This window comes from Synechococcus sp. 1G10, from assembly GCF_002252625.1.
GTDB lineage: Bacteria > Cyanobacteriota > Cyanobacteriia > PCC-6307 > Cyanobiaceae > Regnicoccus_A.
Map to the genome: position 1 here is coordinate 276,198 of NZ_NQKW01000001.1, position 19,295 is coordinate 295,492.

At 66.6% G+C, this 19,295-nt stretch carries 25 protein-coding genes and 1 other RNA gene; 7 read left to right on the top strand and 19 right to left on the bottom strand.

Features of this window, described 5'->3' with window-relative positions; translation table 11 throughout:
* Positions 1–139 precede the first annotated feature (139 nt).
* Positions 140–730 (bottom strand): ATP-dependent Clp endopeptidase proteolytic subunit ClpP, encoded by a 591-nt coding sequence (clpP, locus tag CJZ82_RS01400; RefSeq protein ID WP_094553983.1) that lies wholly within the window; start codon positions 728–730, stop codon positions 140–142.
* Between the two features lie 101 nt (positions 731–831).
* Between clpP and psb29 the strand changes: the two genes are divergently transcribed.
* Positions 832–1,608, top strand: coding sequence for a photosystem II biogenesis protein Psp29 (gene psb29, locus CJZ82_RS01405; RefSeq protein ID WP_094553984.1), 777 nt, complete (start codon positions 832–834; stop codon positions 1,606–1,608).
* A gap of 53 nt (positions 1,609–1,661) precedes the next feature.
* On the opposite strand, the gene CJZ82_RS01410 is transcribed toward psb29, so the two are convergent.
* The 3 genes from CJZ82_RS01410 to petN form a co-directional block, all read right to left on the bottom strand.
* Positions 1,662–3,188: a hypothetical protein gene (locus CJZ82_RS01410; RefSeq protein WP_094553985.1), complete on the bottom strand. Its 1,527-nt coding sequence runs from the start codon at positions 3,186–3,188 to the stop codon at positions 1,662–1,664.
* A gap of 315 nt (positions 3,189–3,503) precedes the next feature.
* Positions 3,504–3,677: a hypothetical protein gene (locus tag CJZ82_RS18575; RefSeq protein ID WP_198949601.1), complete on the bottom strand. Its 174-nt coding sequence runs from the start codon at positions 3,675–3,677 to the stop codon at positions 3,504–3,506.
* A 27-nt stretch (positions 3,678–3,704) separates the two neighbouring features.
* A complete protein-coding gene (gene petN / locus CJZ82_RS01415) occupies positions 3,705–3,806 on the bottom strand; it encodes a cytochrome b6-f complex subunit PetN (RefSeq protein ID WP_094553986.1) in 102 nt (33 codons plus the stop codon).
* A 67-nt stretch (positions 3,807–3,873) separates the two neighbouring features.
* Between petN and clpS the strand changes: the two genes are divergently transcribed.
* On the top strand, positions 3,874–4,164 hold the full coding sequence (gene clpS / locus CJZ82_RS01420; protein WP_094553987.1) for an ATP-dependent Clp protease adapter ClpS: 291 nt from the start codon (positions 3,874–3,876) through the stop codon (positions 4,162–4,164).
* Positions 4,165–4,285: 121 nt separating this feature from the next.
* Positions 4,286–4,567 (top strand): DUF2103 domain-containing protein, encoded by a 282-nt coding sequence (locus tag CJZ82_RS01425; protein WP_094553988.1) that lies wholly within the window; start codon positions 4,286–4,288, stop codon positions 4,565–4,567.
* Between the two features lie 3 nt (positions 4,568–4,570).
* On the opposite strand, the gene ssrS is transcribed toward CJZ82_RS01425, so the two are convergent.
* The 3 genes from ssrS to CJZ82_RS01440 all read right to left on the bottom strand — a co-directional run bounded on the left by ssrS (position 4,571) and on the right by CJZ82_RS01440 (position 7,029).
* Positions 4,571–4,753: non-coding RNA, 6S RNA (gene ssrS, locus CJZ82_RS01430), on the bottom strand.
* Positions 4,754–4,759: 6 nt separating this feature from the next.
* Positions 4,760–6,022, bottom strand: a complete 1,263-nt coding sequence (locus CJZ82_RS01435; RefSeq protein WP_094553989.1) for a 5-(carboxyamino)imidazole ribonucleotide synthase — start codon at positions 6,020–6,022, stop codon at positions 4,760–4,762.
* Positions 6,023–6,105: 83 nt separating this feature from the next.
* A complete protein-coding gene (locus CJZ82_RS01440; protein ID WP_094553990.1) occupies positions 6,106–7,029 on the bottom strand; it encodes a carbohydrate ABC transporter permease in 924 nt (307 codons plus the stop codon).
* 21 nt (positions 7,030–7,050) lie between these two features.
* On the opposite strand from CJZ82_RS01440, the gene recQ reads away from it, so the two are divergent.
* The 3 genes from recQ (at position 7,051) to CJZ82_RS01455 (ending at position 10,414) form a co-directional block, all read left to right on the top strand.
* Positions 7,051–8,904, top strand: coding sequence for a DNA helicase RecQ (gene recQ, locus CJZ82_RS01445; protein WP_094553991.1), 1,854 nt, complete (start codon positions 7,051–7,053; stop codon positions 8,902–8,904).
* A 34-nt stretch (positions 8,905–8,938) separates the two neighbouring features.
* The gene (aroB, locus tag CJZ82_RS01450; protein ID WP_094553992.1) at positions 8,939–10,129 is read left to right on the top strand and encodes a 3-dehydroquinate synthase; all 1,191 of its coding nucleotides are present in this window, start codon (positions 8,939–8,941) and stop codon (positions 10,127–10,129) included.
* Positions 10,130–10,198: 69 nt separating this feature from the next.
* Positions 10,199–10,414, top strand: a complete 216-nt coding sequence (locus CJZ82_RS01455; RefSeq protein WP_094553993.1) for a Nif11-like leader peptide family natural product precursor — start codon at positions 10,199–10,201, stop codon at positions 10,412–10,414.
* A gap of 190 nt (positions 10,415–10,604) precedes the next feature.
* On the opposite strand, the gene CJZ82_RS01460 is transcribed toward CJZ82_RS01455, so the two are convergent.
* The 11 genes from CJZ82_RS01460 to CJZ82_RS01510 all read right to left on the bottom strand — a co-directional run bounded on the left by CJZ82_RS01460 (position 10,605) and on the right by CJZ82_RS01510 (position 18,430).
* Positions 10,605–11,222, bottom strand: coding sequence for a DOMON-like domain-containing protein (locus tag CJZ82_RS01460; RefSeq protein WP_094553994.1), 618 nt, complete (start codon positions 11,220–11,222; stop codon positions 10,605–10,607).
* Positions 11,219–12,352, bottom strand: coding sequence for a phosphotransferase enzyme family protein (locus CJZ82_RS01465; protein ID WP_094553995.1), 1,134 nt, complete (start codon positions 12,350–12,352; stop codon positions 11,219–11,221). Before CJZ82_RS01465 ends, CJZ82_RS01460 begins: the two co-directional genes overlap by 4 nt.
* The gene (locus CJZ82_RS01470) at positions 12,345–12,626 is read right to left on the bottom strand and encodes a hypothetical protein (RefSeq protein ID WP_094553996.1); all 282 of its coding nucleotides are present in this window, start codon (positions 12,624–12,626) and stop codon (positions 12,345–12,347) included. Before CJZ82_RS01470 ends, CJZ82_RS01465 begins: the two co-directional genes overlap by 8 nt.
* A gap of 46 nt (positions 12,627–12,672) precedes the next feature.
* Positions 12,673–12,924 carry a hypothetical protein gene (locus tag CJZ82_RS01475; RefSeq protein WP_094553997.1) on the bottom strand — a complete coding sequence of 84 codons (252 nt, stop codon included), beginning with the start codon at positions 12,922–12,924 and terminating at the stop codon, positions 12,673–12,675.
* Positions 12,925–12,974: 50 nt separating this feature from the next.
* Positions 12,975–14,006: a lytic transglycosylase domain-containing protein gene (locus tag CJZ82_RS01480; protein WP_094553998.1), complete on the bottom strand. Its 1,032-nt coding sequence runs from the start codon at positions 14,004–14,006 to the stop codon at positions 12,975–12,977.
* Between the two features lie 62 nt (positions 14,007–14,068).
* Positions 14,069–14,797, bottom strand: a complete 729-nt coding sequence (locus tag CJZ82_RS01485; protein WP_233129956.1) for a VIT family protein — start codon at positions 14,795–14,797, stop codon at positions 14,069–14,071.
* Between the two features lie 79 nt (positions 14,798–14,876).
* Positions 14,877–15,665 carry an ABC transporter permease gene (locus CJZ82_RS01490; RefSeq protein WP_094554000.1) on the bottom strand — a complete coding sequence of 263 codons (789 nt, stop codon included), beginning with the start codon at positions 15,663–15,665 and terminating at the stop codon, positions 14,877–14,879.
* Positions 15,665–16,453, bottom strand: a complete 789-nt coding sequence (locus CJZ82_RS01495; RefSeq protein ID WP_094554001.1) for an ABC-2 family transporter protein — start codon at positions 16,451–16,453, stop codon at positions 15,665–15,667. The genes CJZ82_RS01490 and CJZ82_RS01495 overlap by 1 nt, the downstream gene beginning before the upstream one ends.
* Positions 16,450–17,427, bottom strand: coding sequence for an ATP-binding cassette domain-containing protein (locus CJZ82_RS01500; RefSeq protein ID WP_094554137.1), 978 nt, complete (start codon positions 17,425–17,427; stop codon positions 16,450–16,452). The genes CJZ82_RS01495 and CJZ82_RS01500 overlap by 4 nt, the downstream gene beginning before the upstream one ends.
* 51 nt (positions 17,428–17,478) lie before the next feature.
* Positions 17,479–17,904 carry a hypothetical protein gene (locus tag CJZ82_RS01505; RefSeq protein ID WP_094554002.1) on the bottom strand — a complete coding sequence of 142 codons (426 nt, stop codon included), beginning with the start codon at positions 17,902–17,904 and terminating at the stop codon, positions 17,479–17,481.
* 19 nt (positions 17,905–17,923) lie between these two features.
* Positions 17,924–18,430 (bottom strand): pentapeptide repeat-containing protein, encoded by a 507-nt coding sequence (locus tag CJZ82_RS01510; RefSeq protein WP_094554003.1) that lies wholly within the window; start codon positions 18,428–18,430, stop codon positions 17,924–17,926.
* A gap of 51 nt (positions 18,431–18,481) precedes the next feature.
* On the opposite strand from CJZ82_RS01510, the gene CJZ82_RS01515 reads away from it, so the two are divergent.
* The gene (locus CJZ82_RS01515) at positions 18,482–18,892 is read left to right on the top strand and encodes a YraN family protein (RefSeq protein ID WP_094554004.1); all 411 of its coding nucleotides are present in this window, start codon (positions 18,482–18,484) and stop codon (positions 18,890–18,892) included.
* Positions 18,893–18,930: 38 nt separating this feature from the next.
* On the opposite strand, the gene CJZ82_RS01520 is transcribed toward CJZ82_RS01515, so the two are convergent.
* A complete protein-coding gene (locus tag CJZ82_RS01520) occupies positions 18,931–19,281 on the bottom strand; it encodes a hypothetical protein (RefSeq protein ID WP_233129957.1) in 351 nt (116 codons plus the stop codon).
* Between the last annotated feature and the right edge of the window lie 14 nt (positions 19,282–19,295).

Genomic DNA, 19,295 nt, shown 5'->3' on the forward strand with positions numbered 1-19,295 from the left:
CGAGAAACGCGCAGCGCTATTTCTGAATAATGAATATTAAAATGGCCCTCAACTTAGTTGGCTGAGGGCCATTTTGCTGGAGCGAGCGGGCTCAAGTATAAACTCAGGCGAATAAATCTAATCGCCCTGCTGGACTAACTCAAACTGGACGGACAGAGCGCTTGTCAATCACTTTATCAATCAACCCATAACTCACTGCCTCCGCGGGAGACATGAAGAAGTCACGATCAGTATCGAGCTGGATGCGATCCAGAGGTTGACCTGTTCGGTCAGCAAGTTCCCTGTTCAGCTTGTCCTTGAGGAAGAGAATTTCATCAGCCTGAATGCGTATGTCGCTGGCTTGGCCGCGAGCACCGCCCAGGGGCTGGTGAATCATGATCCGGGAATGGTGCAGGCTGCTGCGCTTACCCTTTGCTCCAGCTGTGAGCAAAAAAGCGCCCATGCTGGCGGCCAACCCCACACAGACGGTCTGAACGTCAGGCTTGATGTGCTGCATCGTATCGAAGATGCCAAGGCCGTCGTAAACGGATCCACCAGGGGAATTGATGTAGAGGAAGATATCTTTCTCCGGATCCTCAGATTCCAGGAAAAGCAACTGGGCGACGACCCGATTGGCCGATTCTGACGTGACCGGCTCGCCCAGAAAGATGATCCGCTCGCGCAGGAGCCTTGAGTAGATATCAAAGGCGCGCTCACCCCGGCCCGAATCCTCAATCACGATCGGGATCATCGGCAATGGCAGAGCAACTTGCCCGATCCTACCGAGGACGGTGCACCACCCGCCCGATCGGTTCGGGGGGGTGCAGCGCTAAGGTCCAGGCATTCGAGCGGATGAGTGTGAGCGCCTGCCTCACCGTTGCTGACAGCAAGCGTGCCTTCCACGCAGCCTTCCCCCATGTGATCGGTCCTCTGTACCGGCGCATGGTCGATGAGCTGCTCGTTGAGTTGCATCTGCTCAGCCGGCAGAGTGGATTCCGCAGCGACGGCCTGTTCGCGGTGGGGCTTACCCAGGTCTTTGATGGCTTCTCCAAGGGCTACCGCCCCGAGGGGCAGAGTGAACCTCTGTTTGCCGCCCTCTGCGCCTCATCGGGCTTCGATGCGCAGCAGATTCGCGCCCAACACGCCGCTGCCGTGGCGGCAGTGGGAGAGCACAGCCTGGATGAGGTGAAGCATTGGCTGGCCCAGCGGGGCAAGGGCGCTCCTGAGCCGATTGCTGGGGTGCTGGCCGGAATCGACAGGACTGATTTCCACTACTCGCGCCTGTTCGCCGTTGGACTGCTCAGCCTGCTGCAGCGAGCCCGTGGTGCCGAATCCATGGAGCCCCAGGCCCTCAGGGAAGCCGCCCATGAGATCGGCGAATCCATGGGCCTGATGAAGGAGAGGGTCGACAAGGACCTGACCCTCTACGCCAGCAACCTCCAGAAGATGGCCCAGGCCGTCGAGCTGATGGAGGAGACCCTGGCCGCCGAACGGCGCAGAAGGGAACGTCAGGCCCAGGGGAGCCAGGTCACCCCTGCCGCCAGCGACTCTGGCGAAGCCGAAACCAAAACCGAAACAGCCAACGTGGTGCCCGAATCAAACCCTCCCGCCTCGCCCCAGGGGAGCTGAGGCCGGAGCGATTGGCCCCTGGCCGATTCAACTCACAGGTTCAGCTCGCCGGTTCATCGGTCACTGGTCTTTTCAGAGCCTGACTGTCCCACTGCTGCCGAAGATGGGGCCTGAGTCGGCTGGGTAGTTGCCGCCGCTGGCACTTTTGGAGCCGCCAGCCTGAGGGACCCCCACAACCACGACAACCCCGCATCGCCTCCAGGGGAAGCTCCCGGCTTGGGTGCTGCCGCCGGAGCCGACAGGATCTCCAGTTGGGTGGCGCGCCGGGCCACCGCCGGCAGATCCGGGGGCAGCAAGCCAAGGGCAGCGAGGGCGTCTGGCCTGGCCCTCAGGCTGAGCCCACCGCCTGCCGGTGGCCTGGCCGCCGCAAAACGTTCAGCACCGGGCAGACCTGCGCCGAGCACGAACAGCAACTCCGGGGCGCCACCGCTGGTCGGCACCACCCAGCGCCAGCCCCCCAGGGGGGTACCGTCATCGCGCAACCAGAGACTGCTGGCCAACTTGGCCCTGCCAGCGCTGGCCGTTGCGGAATTCCCTGCTGAACTCGGTACCGCATTCCCTGGGGTGGAAGGAGATTTCTGGTCGCTCAGGCCCTGCCGCTTGAGAGCCTGGCCCAGGGCCGACAGCCAGCGGGTCCAGCCGGAGCGCTCCTGACCGACCGCCAGCTGCAACTCCAGCGACGCCTGAAAGGGGCCCTTGGGCTGGGGTCTGAGCCGGAGCAGGAACGGAGTCTTCTGGAGACGCTCCAGGGAAGCCTGGTCGAGTCCGTAACGGTCCATCAGCGGTTGCCGGATCACGGCATTGCTGAGCAGGGCGTCGAGCAGCAGGTCAAGCCGGGCCCCTGCCACCTCCAGCAACAGATCGGGCGGGAGGGGCTCGCTGCTTGCGCTCGGCGCTGGTGGCAGCGATGGGGCTGGAGCCACCGAATCGGGCTTGGCGCTGGCCTCCCCCTGCCAGCTGAGGCCATCGGCTTCGGCGCTGACCGTGAGGCAGCCCTGCTGGAAACGCTGCAACAGCGGGGCTAGATCACCGGAGATCTGAGCCAGGGCGAGCTTGGTCCAGGCCACAGCCTGGCGGCTGCGCAGCAGGTTGACGCAACGTTGCTCCAGTCCACGGGGCGTCCGGGCGGTACGGCGCAGTTGCTGCTGGAGCGTCTGGAAGGAGAGGGGGTCGGGAGCAATCACGACCAGATCGTCCACCCGCACGGCACGGCCAGGCAGTGGAGCGCTGGCCTGGGGGCCGAACAACCGGGCCGGCACCACCAGATGGGCCGAGCCTTCCCGTCCCCAGAACTGCCACCAGGTCCCCCGCTGGCGTGTCCACAGCCGGGTGGCCGACTCGACGCCCAGGCGTTCCTGCCACAGCAGGGGGACCGGCCTGGCGTCACCCGACTGAAAACTCTGAACAAGAGTGGCCATCCCCACCACCCGCTCCAGCCCCTCGGCGTTGGAGCGGGGAAACCGGTGCAGCTGGCTGGCCGGAGCCAGCACCAGCATGGCGATCAGCGCCGAGGTGATCGGCAAGGGCCCCAGACGGGGAGCAGGCGGCAGACCCTTCCAGCGCGGCAGGGTGAGCGTCATGGTGGGGGAGAGGTCATGGCAAAAAGCGTGGTGCGTCGGCGAACCGGACGGTCCAGGCGGCCACCGGCTGCCTCCAGCAGCCCGGTGTGAGCGGCGTACACCAGCCTTTGGCGGCGATCAGCTTGGTCGCACCCGACCCTGCGGAAGCCACAAACATTTGAGTGCCCGGGGCCGTGCAGAGTCACATTGAAGTTGGTCGCGGATCACTTCGACGGCAGCCAGGCGCACCTGCTCCTGAGTGCTTGCCCACACTCTGGTTCGGACTTTGAAGCTGCTTGGGTCTGTTGAGAGGAGGGATCCGTAGCCAATCTGTAGTCAGCGTCGCCCAGAGGACAGACGACCTGAGGACGGTCGTGGTGACTGCTTGGCCCGGCGACGGTCGCGCCATTCAACGACGGAGAGGTAGACCACCCCGCCCGTCACGAAAACCAGCAAAATTGTGGCGGTCAACGCCAGGACATTGGTGCTGGAGAGGGGAAAGTCAGGCATCCGGGTGAGGAGTTGGCCCTGGGTCGATCAGAAATTGATCGTGCCGTCGCCATTGCGGCCCCAGACCACCATGGCGATCGAGAAGCTGAACAGTGCTGCCAGGGAAGCCCAGGCGAAGGAGATGAGCATGGGGTCGCCCAAGCAACGGTTGAACAGAGTTTACCTAGTGTGGGGACGACTCAGATCCAGTTCAACGATGGCAGCCTCGGGAGTTCAGACGATCCCGGCCGGTATCCGGCAACGCCAGCGCTATCCCCATCTTCGGGTCGTTGTTCTCGACGACGACGTCAACACTTTTCAGCACGTGGTGAACTGCCTCGTGCGCTACCTGCCTGGTATGGGACCAGACCGGGCCTGGGAACTGGCTCATCAAATCGACTCCGAGGGTTCGGCCGTCGTCTGGAGCGGACCCCAGGAGCAGGCTGAGCTCTACCACCAGCAGCTCAGCCAGGAGGGCCTGACGATGGCGCCTCTGGAGCGGGACTGACCATGCCCTGGAACTGACCGATCCTCGCGTCTCGCGTCTCGCGTCAGGCCAGCGAGGATCAGCTGGGACCTTCGCCGGCTTAACGGGCCTGCCTAGGGTTGATTCCCGGAGAGAAAGACCCATGGGCCGGGTGGTGATCACCCACAGCACCTACGTGGAGGGGCTGATCCCGGTGCTGAAAGTTCTGGCTCAGGACGAGGGCATCGATACGATCACTCCGGCCGTGATCAGCCGGGTCAAGGGACACAGTCCTCGCCTGCGACTGCGGGTATCAGTTCCGATCAACGGTGGGTACAAGCTGCTGGCCCGCCGCGGCAGCACCGCCCAGGAAGTGTTCGTGCTCACCAACTGGTCAAAGGAAAAGCTCCAGGAACGTCTGGAGCTTCTCTGCCTCAAGGGCTGAATGGGGTGAACCGCTGTGCCGTCTTGCCCCAGTGTTCGACCTGGTAGTACCAGAGGGGTGGTCAAAGTGGGGCTTCGTTTCCGGCAACGAGGCCGGTATACGTCACCGTCACGACAGACCACCCACGTCGAAGAGGGAGTCAGATCAGAAAACTGTGAAAGGCAGTCACCAACACAGCAGTCCGCAGAAACTCTAAGGGGTACGGGCCGTTGGGAGTGGCCAGATCGCCCGTACCTCAGCCAAGCGCAGGGTCGCCTCCTTGACACGCTCGGGGGCACCTGAAGCCTTGAGCTCCACGGTGAGGTGACCCAGCTTGCGCCCGGGCCGGGCCAGACGTTTGCCGTACCAGTGCAAATGGACATCGGCAAGCGCCTCCAGGGCCTGGCGTTGGCCGGCGTAGGCCGCGGTGGAGGTTTCGAAACCCAGCAGGTTCACCATCAACGCGCCGCTCAGGGTCATGGTGGTGTCCCCCAGGGGCTCTCCCGAGACAATGCGCACCTGCTGGGCGAACTGGCTGGTGCGACACGCTTCGATGGTGTAGTGGCCGGAGTTGTGGGTCCTCGGCGCCAGCTCATTGATCAGCAGCCCCGAGGGTCCGTAGAAGAATTCGATCGAGAGCACTCCCACGTAATCGAGGGCGGCCAGCAGTGAGGCCGCCACGTTGCGGGCACGCGCCTCCACCGCCTGGCTGGCGGCAGCGGGGGCGAGCACCCAATCGCAGACCTGATCGTGCTGGTGCGTCTCCACCAGGGGGTAGCACTGAACCGCGCCTAGATGATCGCGGCAGGCCACCAGCGCCAACTCCTGCTCGAAAGCCACGAACTCCTCCAGCAACCACAGGCTGGGATCCACCGCCTCGATCAGGGCTTCCAGCTCCGCCTGAGTGCGGATCACCCGGGTACCGCGCCCGTCGTAACCACCCCGCACCGCCTTGGCCATCAAGGGGAAATCGAACCCGACCGGGATGCGCGGCGGCAGGGGCAAAGCCGGCGCCGGCGCTTCTCCGGCGCTATCGCGGGCCCCGGCGCCGGCCAGCGCAGGATCCAGCTGCTTGGTTGGGGCCGGGGCCGGGGGAGTGAGAATCTGCTCCAGCGGGAACCAGCGCGGCGAGGGCAGGCGCAACCGCTCCAGCAGCTGGCGCTGCCGGCGCTTGCAGACCAGATCCGCCAGGGAATCGAGCCGGGGAATGAACACCACGCCCTCCTGCTCGAGCGGGGCGAGGGAGTCGAGATCGAGCCATTCGTTTTCGAAGCTGATCGCCGATGTCCTCTGGGCCAGGCTGCGGGTGGCCGCCAGATCGCTCAGCGGTGCCCGCACCACACTGGTGGCCAGCCGTGCGGCCGGATCGGAGAGTTCCGGGGTCTGCACATGGAGCTCAATGCCCTGCTCCCGTGCCGCAGCCGCCAGCATCCAGGCCAGTTGGCCGCCCCCCACCACGCCGATACTGCCGCCCATCGCTGACCTCACTGACCACACGGCACCGGGCCGCGCGCCAATTCAGCAGCTTGCCACTCCCCTGACCATCAGCCTGGGCTCCCTCAGCTGAAGCCTTTCTCGCCCACGACCAGGAAGCGCAGCAGGCTGAAGATCATCACGATCAGAAACAGGGCCAGACCCACCGTGCAGGCATAGCTGATGTCCAGCTCAGAGAAGGCCTGGTCGTAGACGTAGTAGACGATGGTGCGGGTGGAATCGGCTGGCCCCCCCTGGGTCATCAGATACACCTCCTCGAACACCTTGGTGGCGGCGATGGCTGAGATCACCCCGACCAAAGTGAGGTAGGGCCTCAGCAGCGGCAGGGTGATGTCGAGATGACGCCGCCAGCCCTCGCTGCCATCAAGGGCGGCGGCTTCATAGAGCTCCGGGGAAATGCCCTGCAGGCCCGAGAGAAAGATCACCATGTAATACCCCAGGCCCTTCCAGAGGGTCACCAGCATCACGGCAGGCAGCGCCAGCCAGGGGGTGGTGAGAAAGCCGATCGGAGTAAAGGCGTCCCCCAGCCAGGCGGCCAGCCAACCGTTGACCAGGCCGTTCTCGGCATAGAGCCAGCGGAAGGCGATGGCCGCCACCACGATCGACACCAGCACCGGCGTGTAGAAGGCGGCTCGGAAGAGATGGATGCCGGGCAGCTGGCGGTTCACCATCACGGCCAGGGTGAGGGAGCCCAGCACGATCGGTGGCACCACCCCAACCAGATAGAGGAAGGTGGTACCCAGCACCTGCAGGAACACCGGGTCGGCCAGCAGCCGCCGGATGTTGGCCAGACCGACGAAGCGCAGCGGTTCGCTCACATCCAGGCCAGTGGCGGTGAAACTGATCACCAGGGCCATCGCGGCCGGGATCAGCACAGAAACACTGAGCAGCAGCAGCGCCGGGGCCAGAAAGCCCCAGGCCGTGGCGCTGCGCCCCAACCTGGCGCCCTGGCGCTGGGACGAAGGCGAGGCAGCGGGGGAACCATCCATGGGGCCATTGTGGGACGCACCATGACGAGTTTCACGGCCGTGCAGAGCCACTTCGGCGGCAGCGACCCGCTGCGGGTACTGCGAGAGGTGTTCGGCTACGACCACTTCCGTGGTCCCCAGGAGGCGATCGTGCAGCACGTGATCGCCGGCGGCTCCGGTCTGGTGCTGATGCCCACCGGTGGCGGCAAATCGCTCTGCTACCAGGTGCCGGCCCTCTGCCGCGAAGGGCTGGCGGTGGTGGTCTCGCCCCTGATCGCTCTGATGGACGACCAGGTGCAGTCCCTGCGCCAGGCCGGGGTGCGGGCGGCGGCCCTGCACTCCGGCCTGGCGGCTGAAGCGTCCAGCGCCCTCTGGCGCAACCTTCTGCGGGACGAGCTGGATCTGCTCTACGTCTCACCGGAGCGGCTGCTGAACGGAGGTCTGCTGGAGCGGCTGCAGGAGAGGCCCCTGGCCCTGTTCGCCATCGATGAGGCCCACTGCGTCTCCCAGTGGGGCCACGACTTCCGCCCCGAGTATCTGCAGCTGGAGACGCTGGCCCTGTGTTTCCCGCAGGTTCCCCGGCTGGCCCTCACCGCCACCGCAGACCCCCGTACCCGCAGCGAGATCATCGAGCGCCTGGCCCTGCAGCAAGGACGGGTGTTCCTGGCCAGCTTCGATCGGCCCAATATCCGCTACCTGCTTCGGCCAAAGCAGGAGGCCAAGGAGCAGCTGCTGGCCTTCCTGGAGGAGTTCCGGGGCGAAGCAGGCATTGTCTACGCCCGCTCCCGCAGTCGCGTCGACCGCTTCGCTGCCCTGCTTCAGGCCTCCGGCCACGATGCGGTGGCGTACCACGCCGGAATGGACGCCGGCCAGCGCTCCAGAGCCCTCAGCCGTTTCCGCAACGACAGTGGCGTGGTGGTGGTAGCCACGATCGCCTTCGGCATGGGCATCGACAAACCCGATGTGCGCTTCGTCGCCCATCTGGATCTGCCCAAGAGCCTGGAGGCCTACTACCAGGAAACCGGCCGGGGAGGGCGCGACGGCCTGCCGGCCACGGCCTGGATGGTGCACGGGCCAGGGGATGTGCCCCAGCTGCGGCGCTTCATCGAGGACTCCGACGCCGAGGCCGCCCAGAAGCGGATCGAGCACGGCAAGCTCGATGCCCTGCTGGGCTTCACTGAAGCGCCGGGCTGCCGCCGCCAGGTGCTGCTGGCCCATCTGGGCGAAACGCTGGCCGAGCCCTGCGGCAACTGCGACCGCTGCCTCGAGCCCCAGGTGCTGGAGGACCGGACCGTGGCCGCCCAGAAGGCGCTCTCGGCGGTGTTCCGCACCGGCCAGCGCTTCGGGGCCGCGCATCTCACCGACGTTCTGCTGGGCGCCGACACCGCCCGGGTGCGCTCCCTTGGCCACCAGGATCTGAGTGTGTACGGCATCGGCAAGGAGCTGGACCGTGAGCAGTGGCGCACCCTGATGCGGCAGCTCACCAGCCAGGGATGGCTGGAGCCGGTGCCCGATGGCCGCGGCGGGCTGCGCTGGGGGGAGGAGACCCGAGTGCGGTCGCTGCTGCGGGGCGAGCTCACCCTGGCGCTGCCTGCCACGCCGGCGCGCCAGGAGCGCCAGGTGCGCAAGCCGGCCATTGCGGCGGCTGCCTGCGGTGAAGCGGAGGCCGAACCGGAGCTGGTGGCGGCCCTCAAGTCGTGGCGGCGGGAGCAGGCCCGGGAACAGGGGGTGCCCCCCTATGTGGTGTTCCACGACCGCACCCTGGTGGAGCTGGCAGCGCGGCGTCCGGCCCAGCTGAACGACCTGGCACAGGTGAGCGGCATCGGCGCGGCCAAGCTGGAGCGCTACGGCGAGGCGGTGCTGGCGGTGATCCAGGGCTGGGGAGCCCAGACCTAGCCTGGCGAGTGAGTCTTTCGCGCCGGCCCCGGTGATGATCCCCGCGCTTTCGATTGAGTCCACCGGAGCCGCCGGCCCAACGGCAACCGCCGGTGCAGCCGGTGCTGCAAAGCCCATCAAGACGATCGAGGTGGCCCTCAGCAGCCAGCCCTACCCCGTGTTCATCGGTGAGGGCAGCCTCGATCAGCTCGGCTCCCAGATCCGCTCGAGGGGAATGGCGGCGGCCACCAAGGTGCTGGTGGTGACCAACCCGGTGGTGGAGGGCTTCTACGGCCGCAGGACGCTCGAGAGCCTGCGCCAGGCCCAGCTGGATCCCAGCCTGCTGGTGCTGGATGCGGGGGAAGATCAGAAAACACCCGCCAGTGTGGCTCTGATTCATGACGCGGCCCAGGCCCGGCGGCTGGAGCGGAGCTCCCTGATCGTGGCTCTCGGCGGCGGGGTGATCGGCGACATGGCGGGATTTGCCGCCGCCACCTGGCTGCGCGGCATCGCGGTGGTGCAGGTCCCCACCACCCTGCTGGCGATGGTGGATGCCTCGATCGGCGGCAAGACCGGGGTGAACCACCCCGGCGGCAAGAACCTGATCGGAGCCTTCCACCAGCCCCTGCTGGTGCTGATCGATCCGAGCACCCTGGCCACGCTGCCGGAGCGGGAATTCCGCGCGGGCATGGCCGAGGTGATCAAGTACGGCGTGATCGGTGATCCCCAGCTGTTCAGCGAGCTCGAAGCCGCCGAAGACCTCTCCAGCCTCAAGGCGGTGGGCGACACCCTGCTGCCCTGGCTGCTGGAGCGATCCGCCGCAGCCAAGGCTCGCGTGGTGGCCGCCGATGAGCGCGAAGGTGGCCTGCGCGCCATCCTCAACTACGGCCACACCCTTGGCCACGTGGTGGAGACCCTCTGTGGCTACGGCACCTACCTCCATGGCGAAGCAGTGGCGCTGGGGATGGTGGCAGCCGGCGAGCTTGCGGTGGCCATGGGCCTCTGGAGCCCAGCCGATCAGCAGCGGCAGTGTGCCCTGATCGCCAAGGCCGGCCTCCCCTTGCAGCTGCCACCCCTTGAACCAGAAGCCGTGCTGAGCACCCTGTTAAGCGACAAGAAAGTGAAAAGCGGCCAGGTGCGCTTCGTGCTGCCCAGCGAGATCGGCCAGGTGCGGATCCACAACGACGTGGGGGCTGATCTGATCCGTGAGGTGCTGCTTAGCGCAGGCAGCCCCAAGCCAGGCTGAACAGGCGACTTCGTCATCGCTCCCCTGGGGGAGCGATGCTGGGAGGCCATCGCGCTCGGCCCGCCCGCCATGTCCCAGGAGCAACTCAGGGCCTTCCTCGCCAGGGTTCAGGACGATGGCGAACTCAGGAGCCAGGTGCTGGGTGCCTCCACGGCCGATGACGTGGCCAGGATCGCCGCCTCCCTTGGCTTTGATGTTTCAGGAGACGAACTGCTGCGGGCTTCCGGCAAGCGCATCGGCAGGGTGACGATCACCAAGCAGGACATGCCCGGCGAGTACAACTGACAGCTGTCCTGTTGTTGGAATCCGGATAAATAATCGGATCGGGATTTGATGATGAATCCAGATGCAAAGATGGTTCCGGATCGGCATGTCACGATGACGATGCCTTCGGGCAGGGGCCTGGGGTGGTGGTTCACTCTGGGCCCTTCCACCCACCTGCCGGTCCGGCGCCGACCCAGGCCAGGGACGCCGATCAGAGGCGCAGCACCACACCATCGCGCCTGTGGAAGTCGGCTTCATCGCCGGGATGGGTCACGGCCCAGTAGCTCAGCTGCCCATGGCGTTGCTCGATCACCGCACAGACTCCGACCTCAAGGCGTGCATTTGTGGCGCGAAGGTCGTCTGGCAGCGGCCAGGCCAGGGCGAGCTCGATCGACCCGGGCAATGACTTGAAATCGAAGGGCAACGCCTGCAGGGAGGGCTCGTTCTCCATCCCCTCGCGGTAGCCGCCGAAGCGGTACACGTTCCAGTCGCCACTGGGTGAAAGGTTCACTTCCCGGTACGCCGGCTCACCGGCCACCGCGATGAACAGCTCGAAACAGGTGCTGCGCCAGAGATCATCCCGGCGCTCGGGCCGTGATGAGGGCGCAGCCAGCACAATCGACGCGAGATCACCGACCAGGCGCAGGCCAAGCTCAAGGGTCCCTGCCTGCCGCCGGATCTGCCCCGTCAGCTCAAGGCCAGCGCCAGGACCGGCTGTGCCGGCAGGGCCGGAGGCAATCGGACCTGCTGGTGAAGCTTCAGCCTGGAAGGGATGCAGGACAAACGCCTGCCAGGCCACCTCAGGCTGCTCAGGGCAGTCTGCCTTCATCGGATCGCCGCCACGACGGTCTCGATCGCGGCCTCCTGCTGCTCGATGCTCTCGGTGAGCTGGAACTGAACCCGTGCCCGCAGCAGGTTGTGACCTCTGTAGCGGGTCTTGAAGTAGACATCCCCGGCAAGATGATCCGTGAGAAAGCGCAAGCCCAGCTCAAAACTGATCAATCGAATCGCCACAACGATGTGGTCATAGTCAGCGGGAGTGAGAAAGGAGCTGGCCACGCTGCCATAGCCCCCAAGCAGTGCCTCGCAGAGGCTCACATCGAAGTGGACCGCCCTCCAGTCAGCGGTTTCCTCTCCCAGAGGATTGCAGGCTGAGCGCAGGCAGTCGCCGATGTCGTAGTGCACCAGCCCGGGTTTGACGGTGTCGAGATCGACGAGAGCAACAGCCTGGTCGCCCTCCAGATCGAGCATGACGTTGTTGATCTTCGGATCGCCGTGGATCGGGCGCTGGCGCAGGATTCCAGCGGCTTTGGCCTGCTCAAGCACGGGCACCAGGGAGCGGCGCTGCTCAACGAAGGCCAGGCAGTCGCTGATCTCAGGATCACGGGAGGGTTCCTGCTGGCCGCACACCTGATCAAACTGGTTGAGGTAGGTGGGGGTGATGTGGAACCCCTCCAGGGTGTCGGCCAGGCTCTCAACGGGCAGATCACTGATCAACCGGTGAAACATGCCCAGGCCGAATCCAATTTCACGGGCATGGCCGCTGTGGCCGATCCGCTCCAGCGATTGGGCCCGCTCCACGTAGCCCAGGGCCCGCCAGAAGCTGGGGCCTTCCCACACCCAGGGACGGCCGTCAGCGCGGGCCTGGAACACCCGAGGCACCTCCCAGCGTCGGCCAGCCAGCTCGCTGGGGGCCTCACGCAGCCGTCTGGCCACATGATCGCTGAAGGTCACCAGGTTGGCCATCACCAGCTCGGGACTGGCGAAGACCTGGGTGTTCACCCGTTGCAGCACAGCGGCGGGCCGGGGCGGGTCACCCAGCCGCACCAGATAGGTGTCATTGACGTTGCCGTGCCCCAGGGGTTCGATCCCGCTGATCGGGCCGCCCAGATCGAAGCGCTCCGCAACCGCCTGGAGTGCCCTGGCGTGCTCGTCGCTGGGAAGCGTCGAATCACTCATCGGCGGGGATGAGCACGGTGGTCTGCAGGCTGTCGGTGCCGAGATGGTCGGTGATCACCCAGATGCACAGCCCCTGCCCCAGGTTGTAGACACTGCGCAGCTGGCCGCATTGGTGGTAGGCCGCCAGCGTGTTGGCCCTGGCATCACGGGCATCCACCTCGCCCCAGTCGCCGCGGCGATGGCGGGCCACCAGGCGCTGCAGTGTTTCCAGATCCAGCCATTCCCGCACCTGCGGGCAGACGTGCACGGGACCGAGGACCAGACGTGCGCTCATCTGCTCAGTCCACCACAGCACCAACGGCTACGGCTCCAGCAGATCGTCAGGGGCGGCCGGAGTCGGCGGCGGATGCCCCCGCCAGATTCGGCATCACCGCGCTGATCTGCCCCACCCCGAGGGCCAGCACCAGAAAGCACACCACCAGTGCGGTGAGGCTGCTCAACGACACCGCCAGGGACTCGGCCTCGCCCGGCGCCGAGGGCTTCACCACCACTGCCATTGGCATGCCTGCGATCCCGAGGCCCACTCTGTTCCCGAAATCGCGGCCGAGGATCAAACCGACAAGCTCCTTCATCCCATCGTGTTATAGGCGGCTCAGCCGTCGCCAACTCAACAACAGCCGCTTCAGCCACCACGGTTGGCCGCAGGCGGAGCGCTGGACGGGAAGCGCTGGAGATAAAGGGCCACCGGAATCGGTCTGGTCTGGGCATAGCCCACGGGCAGCCAGAGATCACCGGCGTTGGAGGCGAAGTGGATTTCCCAGTGGTAGAGACCGGTGTAAGCAGCGGGATCCTCGCGCAGCAGGGCGGCGTAATGGAGAACGGCCTTGCCGTAGTAGTCGCTGTTGTTATACCCCCAGAGCCCCTTGCGAATGTCCTTGAGTCCACCTCGGCGCACCAGGTAACGAGCGGCGGCATGGATGGCGTCATGGGGGTCGCGGATGTTCCCCTTGCCGACGCCGGGCTGCGCCCAGGTTGTGGGCAGAAACTGCATCGGCCCGCGGGCGTCAGCCACCGACACCCCATCGATGCGGCCCATACCCGTTTCCACCAGATTGACCGCTGCCAGCACTTCCCAGTCGATGCCGGTGGCCGCGGCCGCGCTGCGGTAGTAGCGGAGCAGATTCTCCGCCGGCTCCGGCGCCACGATCCGCCAGGCCGGCAGGGTGGCACTACCCGGACCGCGACGGCGCATGGAGAGGAAGGCCCGGCGGGCCCCCAGGTGATGGTCGAGCACGGCTTGCCAGCGGGGGGGAAGGCGCCGCCGCACGTCCTGTGCCTGGCCCTCTCGCACCGCCAGCACCCGCAGAATCACCTGGTGCTGGTGGCCCAGGGCAGGCAACGATTCAGACGGGGTATCAGGCGAGCGAAGGGCTTCTTCGAGCGACACCAGCAGCTCTGCCACGACCTGGGGATCGCTGGGTACGAGCGGATAGTGGCGACCATCGGCCGCCAGGGGCAGGTTCGGCTCCGAGGGCAGCAGCACCATGACTGGAGCCGCGGGCGGCTCTGGGGCTGAAGCGGGCGGAGCCGGCGCCTCGACGGCCGCCAGGACGGGGCCCGGCAATCGCGGTGCGAACACCGCGGCGGCGCCGATCACCAGCAACGGCAGACCCGCCAGAGCGAGCAGAGACCAACGACGTTGGGAAGCTGTCATGGCGGTAAGCGGTGGCTGGTCGCAGGCAGGACGTTATCGGTGTAAGCATTGATCTGGCTCACTCAGGGGGAAACCCCCAGCAGCGTGCCGATCAGGGCTGTGGCCGCCATCGCCAGAGCCCCCCAGACGGTGACTCGCAGGATGGCGGTGCGCAGCTTTGCGCCACCAGCCTGGGCGGAGACCCCACCCAGGACGCCCAGGAACAGCAGAGAAGTGAGTGAGACCCCCACCACGATCCGATTGGCGGGAAGCACGGAAGCCGTGACCAAGGGCAGCCCCGCGCCGATCGAAAACATTGCCGCCGAGGCGAGGGCCGCCTGCACCGGCCGGGCCGCCAGAGCTTCGGTGATGCCGAGCTCATCGCGGGCATGGGCGCCGAGGGCATCGTGGCTGGTGAGCTGCAGCGCCACCTCATGGGCCAGCTTTGGATCCAGGCCCCGATGCACGTAGATGCCGGTGAGCTCAGCCAGCTCCGCCGCCGCGTCGTCAGCGAGTTCCTGGCGCTCCCGTGCCAAGTCGGCCCGCTCGGTGTCGGCCTGGGAACTGACGGAAACGTATTCGCCGGCCGCCATCGACATGGCTCCGGCCACCAGTCCCGCTGCTCCGGAGAGCATGATCGCGCCGTGGTCGGCCTCAGCCGCCGCCACTCCCACCAGCAGGCTGGCGGTGGAGACGATGCCGTCATTGGCCCCGAGCACGGCAGCGCGCAGCCAGCCCACCCGGGACGTGCGGTGCTGCTCCTGATGGCGCGCCCCATGGCCATGGAGCCTGCCTTCTCGTTGAACTACCACGGGTTTCGCCGCTGGAGCCAGGGGGAGGCCGCACCGCGGCCAAGGCCTCATTGTGATCCTCCCGGCGTCGCCATCTCCGTCAACTGGATGCCGAGGTGTAGTAGCGCAGGGCGTGGCGCCACAAGCCACGGCTGAGACCCAGGGACGCCATCGCCATCCCCAGGCTCGCCAGCACCCAGGGAATGGTGGCGCGACCCAGGATCGCTTCCGCCGGAACAGTGGTGAGGAAGGCCACCGGCAACACCAGGGTGAACAGAGTGCGCAGGGCAGGGGGATAGGCGCTGACAGGAAAGCGGCCGGCCACCAACGTGCTGCGCAGCACCTCGGTGGCATTCCAGACCTTCACGAACCAGATGCTGGTGGCCGCCAGCACGAACCAGAGGCTGTAGAGGATCAGGGCGCTGCAGAGCAACAGCAGGATGGTGCCCAGCAGGGTGAGAAGCGATGGGGTGGCCCCCGCTCGTCCCGCCGCCAGCACGATCAGCGCCAGTCCCGCCAGCACTCCTGGCAGGCCCCAGGGGGAGAAACACCGGGCCGAGAGCCAGACCTGACTGTCGATCGGCTTGAGCAACACGAAATCGAGGCTGCCGGTGCGCACATGGTTCACGATCGCCCCCAGGTTGGGCTGGAGCAGGGTGCTGGTGAAGCCGTCGAGCAGGGTGTAGATCCCCAGCACCACCAGGGCCTCGTCCCAGCTCCAGCCACCGAGGCCATGGCCCCGGCAATAGAACAAGGCCAGCACCACCACGCTGCCAGCCAGGTTGCCCAGCACCGAGAGCAGCTCGATCAGCGCATTGGCCGGATACTCCAGCTCGATCGCCAGCGACGACGACCAGAACTCCCGCAGGGTGCGCAGATAACGGCCCATCAGGCCCCCATCGCCGCGTAACGCCGCAGTCCGGCGCGCCAGAGCAGCAGGTAAAGAGGCAGGAGCAGGGCTATCCAGGCGGCCATCGTCGCCAGCCCCCCCAGCAGATCCACCTCGCCGCCTGAGAGCAGCCGGGCAGGAAAGTCGACCATCGAAGGAAACGGAGTGGCCGCAGCCAGGCGGCGCAATCCGGGGGGAAACGCCTCCAGCGGCGCCACCAGCCCGGAGAGGAACAGGTATGGAATCAGCAGCAGACGATCCAGGGCCGCCGCTCGCTCGCTCCAGAAGCAGGCCATGGTGATCACCGACTGCAACAGGAAGCGCAGCAGAAAGGCCAGGTGGGTCACCAGCAAGCCCAGCAACCAGGTGGAGGGCGGCGGCCAGCCGCTTGCCCCCGCCCCAAGCAGCCAGACCGCCAGCACGATCGCCAGCACGAAGGGCACCCGGGTGGCCTGCTCGGCGATGTGGGAGGCCAGATAGCGCCAGAAGGGGTGCAGCGGTTGCAGCAGATAGGGGGAGAGGCGCCCCTGCAGGGCGTCTTCCTCGAAGATATGGATCACCCACACCACCGTGAACTGACGCACAACGAAGGCCGCCAGGAAATAGCGGGTCAGCTCCGCCGGGCTGAGGCTGAGATCAGCGGCCGCAGCGGCACCGCTCCACAGGGCCAGCATGATCAGGGGCAGGAGGCCGGAGAGGGCCCAGAGCGCGATCTCAGCTCGGTACTCGAGCATGTAGGCGTACTGGACAGAGAGCAGCACCCTCGCCAGCCGCAGCGTGCGGCTCATGCCACCGCCGCCTCACGGAACAGGCGGCCGATGATCTCCTCCACCGGCGGATCACTGACCTCCAGATCGAGCACGGGAAAGGTCGAGAGCAACCGAGAGATGGTTCCCGTGAGCTGATCCCTCGACACCAGCAGCCGCACCCGATGGCCCGCCAGAGATTCGAGCTCGCCGAAACCACGGAAGGCCTCCGGCGGGTAGACCGCCCCCAGATCGCAGCAGACTTCCCGGTAGGGAGCGAGCTGCTGGGTCAGCTCCTGCAGGCTGCCGTCGTAGAAGAGCTGGCCCTGATGAATCAGCAGCACTCGCTGGCAGAGGGCAGTGATATCGCCCATGTAGTGGCTGGTGAGCAGCACCGTGGCGCCGGTGCGACGGTTGTAGTCGGCGAGGAACTCACGCACCCGCACCTGGGCGTTCACATCCAGCCCGAGGGTGGGTTCATCAAGAAAAAGCACGGAGGGGCGATGCAGCAGCGATGCCAGCAACTCGGCCTTCATGCGCTGGCCGAGAGAGAGCTTGCGCACCGGCCGGCGCAGCTCCTCCCCGAGCTCCAGCATCTCGGCCAGTTCGTCGATGCGGCGGCGCGCTTCGGGCTCGCTGATGCCGTACACCGCCGCGTTGACCCGCAGGGAATCGAGCGGAGGCAGATCCCAGATCAGCTGCTGCTTCTGCCCCATCACCAGGGTGATCGTGCGCAGAAAAGCCGCCTGACGGCGAAAGGGCCTGAAGCCGGCCACCTCCACCTCCCCGGCACTGGGCTCGATCAGGCCGGTGAGCATTTTTAGGGTGGTGGTCTTGCCAGCACCATTGGCCCCCAGAAAACCCACCACCTCGCCGGACTCGATCGTGAAGCTGACGTCCCGTACGGCCGGGATGTCCTTCAGCCGGCGGGCAAAGAAATGGCGCAGAGTTCCTCCCAGACCCGGCATCTTGTCGGCCACCCGGAAGCTTTTGCCAAGCCCGCGGGCATGGATGATCGCCATTTCAGAGCGGCCTTCGGTGCCGGGTGATTGCCATATCGCCGACGCTCAATCCTCTCCCTCGTCTTCGAGCAGCAGGGAATGAAAGGCGGTGTAGAGATCGGCGTGCTCCGCCGCCAGGCTGGGCTCAGCTCTGGGGGGAGTGCTGCGGCCAGGGCCTGATCGCCGGCTGGGCTGGCTGGCTGGGACGGCGGCCTGGCCGCCCTGAACGCGTCGCTCACTTGCCTGCTGGGCCAAGCGGCTCGCCTCAAGACCGCGCAAGCGCTCCATCAGGTGGGGCGGAACGTTGCCGTCTGGGCTCACCTGCATCAGCTCACGGAAGAGCTGCTCAGGGTCACGCTCAAGCTCCACCTGATGGCGTTGCTCACTGGCCCTGGGCCTGGCAGTGGCAGGCGGCACCGGTGCAGGCAGGGGCTGGGGCAGCTGCCGGCCGAGCTGGCGGAGGCGCTCGAGGCTGTGGGCGTCGAAGCTCATGGCAGCAGGGGCTTGGGTGTCAGGAACAGCCGAGGGTGTCGCGGGTGGCACGGCCCGTGACGGGGTTGGTGCCGCTGGCGATGGCGCACAGGGAGGTGAGCACATCGGCGCGCAGGGGCACGTTGGTGAAATCAGCGCCCTCGATCGCCACGTTCACAAACTTGGTGTTGAACGCAAAGGCATCCTCCAGCACTGCATCGCGCAGGTCGGTGCCTTCCAGCACGGCCGAATCCAGGGTGGCCTCGCGCAGGTCGACGCCGTGCAGGTCGGCGTCCTGGAGCTTGGCGCCGAAAAGGCTGGCATTGCGCAGGTCGGAACCGGAGAGATCGGCGTCGCGCAGGTTGGTGAGATTGAAGGTGACGCCCCGCAGATCGGCGTCGTGGAAATCAGCGCCGATCAGCACCTGTTTGGCGTAGTCCATGGCGGCAGTGGCCGGAGCAGCCTGCAGCAACAACAGCAGTGCCAGCAGGCCGCAGCCCATCCAGGCCACCAGGCCCGAGACCAGGGAACGCAGCAGGGCAGCCATGGCATGGACGAGACAGCCAGGGAACCCTAGGAAAAGCCGGCGACCAGACCCTTGCTCCAGAGCAGAACGCAACGCGCCCGAAGCAGCAGCGCCCTGCCAGGGGTCTGGGCTGAGCAGCGCGCCTGGCGACTGCTGCGCGACCGGGGCTGGCAGCTCCTCGCCAGCCGCTGGCGTTGCCGCTGGGGGGAGCTGGACCTGGTGGTGACCAAACCTGGCCGACTGCTGGTGGTGGAAGTGAAAGGCCGCCACCGCTGCGGCGCCGATGGCTGGGGGGTGGCCGCCCTTGGAGCGATCAAACGCCGGCGTCTGGCCAGGGCCCTGAGCTGCTGGCTGGCCGAACACCCAGAGCAGGCCCAGCTGCCTCTGGAAGTGGTCTGCGCCCTGGTGCCCCTGCCGCCGGCGCACGGTGCGGTGCGCTGGCTGCGCCTCGAATCCCTCGCAGCAGCTCAAGGGGACGGCTGAGAACTCGCTGGCCAAAGCAGCGGAAGAGTGAGCTCCTGTCAGAGACCTGGCGGCTGATCTGCTGGAGGATCAGAGCGCTGCTCGGTTGGCGGCTGGCTGAACTCCACGGTGCAGCGGTAGCGGAAGTTGCCAGTGCCCACCGACATCTCCTGACAGCGGTGCCGGCCCGGTATGGCCCCCCGCGGCACCAGTTGCCGGGCCCGCTGAAGCGCATTGCCCCTGTCCCAGACCGAGTCGGCGCTGACGCTGCCGGAGTGGGCCGGCGCCAGCCCAACCAGATTGGGCAGAACGGCGGCCAAACAACCCAGCCACCACGGCACCCGCCGAACCAGGCCAAACCTGGGGAAGCGGACGGAGTGGATCAAAGGACTGATGAGGACGGTGGCCATCGCAGCCGGGCAGG

Excerpts from the sequence above, each read along its gene's own strand:
- CJZ82_RS01495 (WP_094554001.1), bottom strand. The coding sequence starts at position 16,453 with ATGAGCCGCACGCTGCGGCTGGCGAGGGTGCTGCTCTCTGTCCAGTAC.
- CJZ82_RS01505 (WP_094554002.1), bottom strand. The coding sequence starts at position 17,904 with ATGAGCTTCGACGCCCACAGCCTCGAGCGCCTCCGCCAGCTCGGCCGG.
- CJZ82_RS01440 (WP_094553990.1), bottom strand. The coding sequence starts at position 7,029 with ATGGATGGTTCCCCCGCTGCCTCGCCTTCGTCCCAGCGCCAGGGCGCC.
- CJZ82_RS01520 (WP_233129957.1), bottom strand. The coding sequence starts at position 19,281 with ATGGCCACCGTCCTCATCAGTCCTTTGATCCACTCCGTCCGCTTCCCC.
- psb29 (WP_094553984.1), top strand. The coding sequence starts at position 832 with ATGAGTGTGAGCGCCTGCCTCACCGTTGCTGACAGCAAGCGTGCCTTC.
- CJZ82_RS01475 (WP_094553997.1), bottom strand. The coding sequence starts at position 12,924 with ATGAAGGAGCTTGTCGGTTTGATCCTCGGCCGCGATTTCGGGAACAGA.
- CJZ82_RS01490 (WP_094554000.1), bottom strand. The coding sequence starts at position 15,665 with ATGGGCCGTTATCTGCGCACCCTGCGGGAGTTCTGGTCGTCGTCGCTG.
- CJZ82_RS01480 (WP_094553998.1), bottom strand. The coding sequence starts at position 14,006 with ATGACAGCTTCCCAACGTCGTTGGTCTCTGCTCGCTCTGGCGGGTCTG.
- CJZ82_RS01470 (WP_094553996.1), bottom strand. The coding sequence starts at position 12,626 with ATGAGCGCACGTCTGGTCCTCGGTCCCGTGCACGTCTGCCCGCAGGTG.
- CJZ82_RS01510 (WP_094554003.1), bottom strand. The coding sequence starts at position 18,430 with ATGGCTGCCCTGCTGCGTTCCCTGGTCTCGGGCCTGGTGGCCTGGATG.
- CJZ82_RS01465 (WP_094553995.1), bottom strand. The coding sequence starts at position 12,352 with ATGAGTGATTCGACGCTTCCCAGCGACGAGCACGCCAGGGCACTCCAG.
- clpP (WP_094553983.1), bottom strand. The coding sequence starts at position 730 with ATGATCCCGATCGTGATTGAGGATTCGGGCCGGGGTGAGCGCGCCTTT.
- CJZ82_RS01455 (WP_094553993.1), top strand. The coding sequence starts at position 10,199 with ATGTCCCAGGAGCAACTCAGGGCCTTCCTCGCCAGGGTTCAGGACGAT.
- CJZ82_RS18575 (WP_198949601.1), bottom strand. The coding sequence starts at position 3,677 with ATGCCTGACTTTCCCCTCTCCAGCACCAATGTCCTGGCGTTGACCGCC.
- CJZ82_RS01460 (WP_094553994.1), bottom strand. The coding sequence starts at position 11,222 with ATGAAGGCAGACTGCCCTGAGCAGCCTGAGGTGGCCTGGCAGGCGTTT.
- recQ (WP_094553991.1), top strand. The coding sequence starts at position 7,051 with ATGACGAGTTTCACGGCCGTGCAGAGCCACTTCGGCGGCAGCGACCCG.
- CJZ82_RS01425 (WP_094553988.1), top strand. The coding sequence starts at position 4,286 with ATGGGCCGGGTGGTGATCACCCACAGCACCTACGTGGAGGGGCTGATC.
- petN (WP_094553986.1), bottom strand. The coding sequence starts at position 3,806 with ATGCTCATCTCCTTCGCCTGGGCTTCCCTGGCAGCACTGTTCAGCTTC.
- aroB (WP_094553992.1), top strand. The coding sequence starts at position 8,939 with ATGATCCCCGCGCTTTCGATTGAGTCCACCGGAGCCGCCGGCCCAACG.
- CJZ82_RS01435 (WP_094553989.1), bottom strand. The coding sequence starts at position 6,022 with ATGGGCGGCAGTATCGGCGTGGTGGGGGGCGGCCAACTGGCCTGGATG.
- clpS (WP_094553987.1), top strand. The coding sequence starts at position 3,874 with ATGGCAGCCTCGGGAGTTCAGACGATCCCGGCCGGTATCCGGCAACGC.
- CJZ82_RS01410 (WP_094553985.1), bottom strand. The coding sequence starts at position 3,188 with ATGACGCTCACCCTGCCGCGCTGGAAGGGTCTGCCGCCTGCTCCCCGT.